Origin of the sequence: Tychonema sp. LEGE 07196, assembly GCF_963890365.1 — a bacterium.
In the GTDB taxonomy this organism is placed as follows: Bacteria; Cyanobacteriota; Cyanobacteriia; order Cyanobacteriales; family Microcoleaceae; genus Microcoleus.
Map to the genome: position 1 here is coordinate 1 of NZ_CAWPRX010000219.1, position 3,409 is coordinate 3,409.

Consider the following 3,409-nt stretch of genomic DNA (forward strand, 5'->3'; position numbering starts at 1 on the left):
GTCTTGAAAATGCTGAGGTTCAGGGGGTCGCCGTCGGGGTCGCTGTCGTTGGCGAGAACGTCGATATCGATCTCGCTGCCAGCATTGCCGATCGCGCTGTCGCTAAGTGCGATCGGCAAGCGGTTGGCGTTAGTGGGAGTTATTGGCACAGAGGGTGTCGGATTGTTCTCTGGAAAAATAATCGGATTGTTCTCTGGAGAAATAATCGGATTGTTCTCTGGAAAAATAATCGGATTGTTCTCTGGAGAAATAATCGGATTGTTCTCTGGAGAAATAATCGGATTGTTCTCTGGAGAAATAATCGGATTGTTCTCTGGAGAAATAATCGGATTGTTCTCTGGAGAAATAATCGGATTGTTCTCTGGAGAAATAATCGGATTGTTCTCTGGAAAAATAATCGGAGAAACGATCGGCAAGGCAACCTCACCCACCATCAACGGAACGAAAGTCAAATTGACCTTAGCTGTTGCCGTACTCCCTTGTCCGTCACTGACTTGGTAAGTGAAGCTATCTGTGCCATTGAATGCGAGCTTGGGATTATAGGTAATAAAATCGTCCTGGGGATTCTCCGGCGTGTTGTTTTGATTAACTACTACCGTTCCATTAACTGGATTGGTAACAATACTGAGAGTCAAAGGATCGCCATCGGGATCGCTATCGTTAGACAGGACTTTAATATCGATCGCCCTGTCGGCATTGGCGAGTAAATTGTCATCTAATGCTATTGGCGATTGGTTGGCGATCGCAAATCCCTTAGAAAATTCCGAAGTATTATTAGCAGGATCGGTCGCCGTTGCCGTGATGAATTGACCGAGGGGTAGGAAACTACCATAGGTATAGTTGAAACTATTTTTACCGCTACTGTCCGTAGCGACCATCGTAGAGCCTAGGAAGGTTTTGCCTTCGCCAAAGCCACTCGGATCGAGACTGGAGTTGGCAAAGAATTCCAGCCTAAACTGTTGATTTGGGGTGCTGTTGAAAGTGCCTTTTATATCAGTATTTTTGCCATTGGAGTGGGCAAAAGTGATGGTGGGAGAGTTGCGCTCGTTACTAATTTCGTAGTGAATAATACCGAAAGTATTATTGTTGAAAATACTATTGCCTAAAATCCCATTGCCCGTGCCAGAGTTAACAGCAACTCCAGATAAATTGTTGTGGGCGATCGTATTTCCAGTTCCCGGATCGATACCGCCGATCGAATTGTTGTTCGCCCCATCCAAAATCACGACACCGTTGGCTAGATTGCCCAAGGAACTGACTCCATCTAGCTGAGTGCCGATATAATTGCCTTGCAGCAAATTGTTAGCAGTAGCGTCGCGCCAAAAACTCACGCCATTGCCTTTGTTGCCGGAAATCAGGTTGCGCTGCGCTGCCGTATTTCCCCCAATGATATTGTTGGCGGCAGTGCCGAGCCCTCCTATGCTTTGAATGGCTATACCATCGCGGTTGTTGCCCAAAGCAACGGTACCTGTCTTATCCGTACCGATAAAGTTGCCCTGCACTTTGTTTGCCCGATCGATAATGTATATGCCGTTGCCACCGTTGCCTGAAATAATGTTGCGATCGCTCACTGTATTTGCGAAACCAAAGATCGCCACACCTTCTGCAATATTGCCCAAGTCTTTTGTACCCGTGACATCCGTGCCGATGTAGTTGCCCCGAATCGAGTTGTTTGTACCGCCGATGGAGACACCTCTGTAATTGCCAGAAATCACATTGCGTTCCGCATCGGTAGTACCGCCGATCGTGTTATCGGAAGCACCTGGAAAGGTGACAACTCCGTCATAGGAGAGGTTGTTGGCTTTCAGAATTGCCGTACCCGCTGCATTGGTGCCGATGTAGTTGCCCGCTACGGTTGTGAACTTGGCTGCGATCGTAATTCCGTGAACGAGATTGCCCGAAATTACGTTTCTTTCGGCAGGATCGTTAAATCCGTCGCCGTTGGTGCCGATGCGATTCTGGATTCCGGCTGAAGCGTCGATCTCAATACCATTCCCGCCGTTGCTGCGAACGATATTGCCAGTTAAATCGGTACCGATGTAATTGCCGTAAATCCAGTTATTGGCTGCCCCGTTCGACAGCTTGATGCCAGCCCGATTGTAGGAGGGTTCGTCGGAAAAGCGGTTAATTGCCAGTCCTCGGACGATCGAATTGCTGGCTTGAATGTCAAGTCCGATCGCCGAATTGGATGCCGCACCGTTGAGTTCAATTCGCGGCGCGCCCTGGAATCCGGGGCCGCCTTGACTCCAACCGTCGATCGTGACAGCATCTGTAATTGTCGGTAAAGCAGAAGAAAGATCGATCGTTTGAGGATTGGTAAATGCGATCGGGATCTCGATCGGTTTTTGGAATGGTAAGCGCGGAATCTGGATGAAAGTGGTAATTTGGAATGCGATCGTATCTGTGCCGGGATGAGCGTTGGCATTGAGAATTGCCTGCCGCAGCGAACCAGGGCCACTGTCATTGGTATTTGTCACCAAAAAAGTCACCCCAATATCCGGCTGGATGTTGACAGTGGCAACGTTGCTGTCTGCTTTGCCGTTGCTGACGCGATAGGTAAAGCTGTCGCCGTTGAAGTTGGCACCGGGAGTGTAGGTAATAAAGTCATCGTTGGGATTGTTCGGCGTGCCGTTGTTGTTCGCAACTGCCGTCCCCTTGCTGGGATTCGCGACTAGGTTAATTGTTAAGGGGTTGCCATCGGGGTCGATGTCGTTGGCGAGAACATCGATCTTGACGGGAGTGGGAGCGTTTGCGCGGACGATCGCACTATCATTTTCTGCTACAGGGGGCTGTTTGCCGATCGAACTCCTGACGCTGATGCTGCCAAAAAAATCGCTATTATCGGTAGCACTCCCCGCAGCATTAGCACCGCCGTTTCCTTTGAAGGCAGGCAAAGTATTAATTGCCGTCACCGTTGGCGCGACAGCCACCCCTGCCGCACCGGCGAGTTCAGGAGTCACGGCAAAAATCGCCCCGCCCTTTCCCTGACCGTTGGCACCCGATCTAGCATTAGAACTAGCATCGACGATGCCGCCCAACCCGCCCGTTGCCGTGTTATTGAGAAATTTGCTGTTGACTAGGGTGAGGGAACCGCTGCGAATAAAAACGGCACCCCCCAGTCCAGCACCGCCGCCACCGCCACCAGCAAAATCATAGGCATCGCTGTTGCCGCCACTCTTACCGCCGTTACCGCCGAAGCTTCCTCCACTACCGGGAATACCACCCGATCCAAATTGGCTGGAACCGCCACCGCCACCGCCACCACCAAAGCCACCGTTACCGCCCGGTCCGCCAAAGTTTAAGGGACTCCTACTGGCATCACCGAAAGCGCGACTGCCGTTGCCACCACCACCGCCAAAGCCACCATTGCCACCGAGCCCTCCACCAATACCCAATCCCGCGCCACCGC

At 51.0% G+C, this 3,409-nt stretch carries 1 protein-coding gene; it reads right to left on the bottom strand.

Annotation, left to right across the window (positions count from 1 at the left end; translation table 11 throughout):
• A partial coding sequence (locus AACV78_RS28155; RefSeq protein WP_194074425.1) for an Ig-like domain-containing protein occupies window positions 1-3,409 on the bottom strand: 3,409 nt, incomplete at both ends.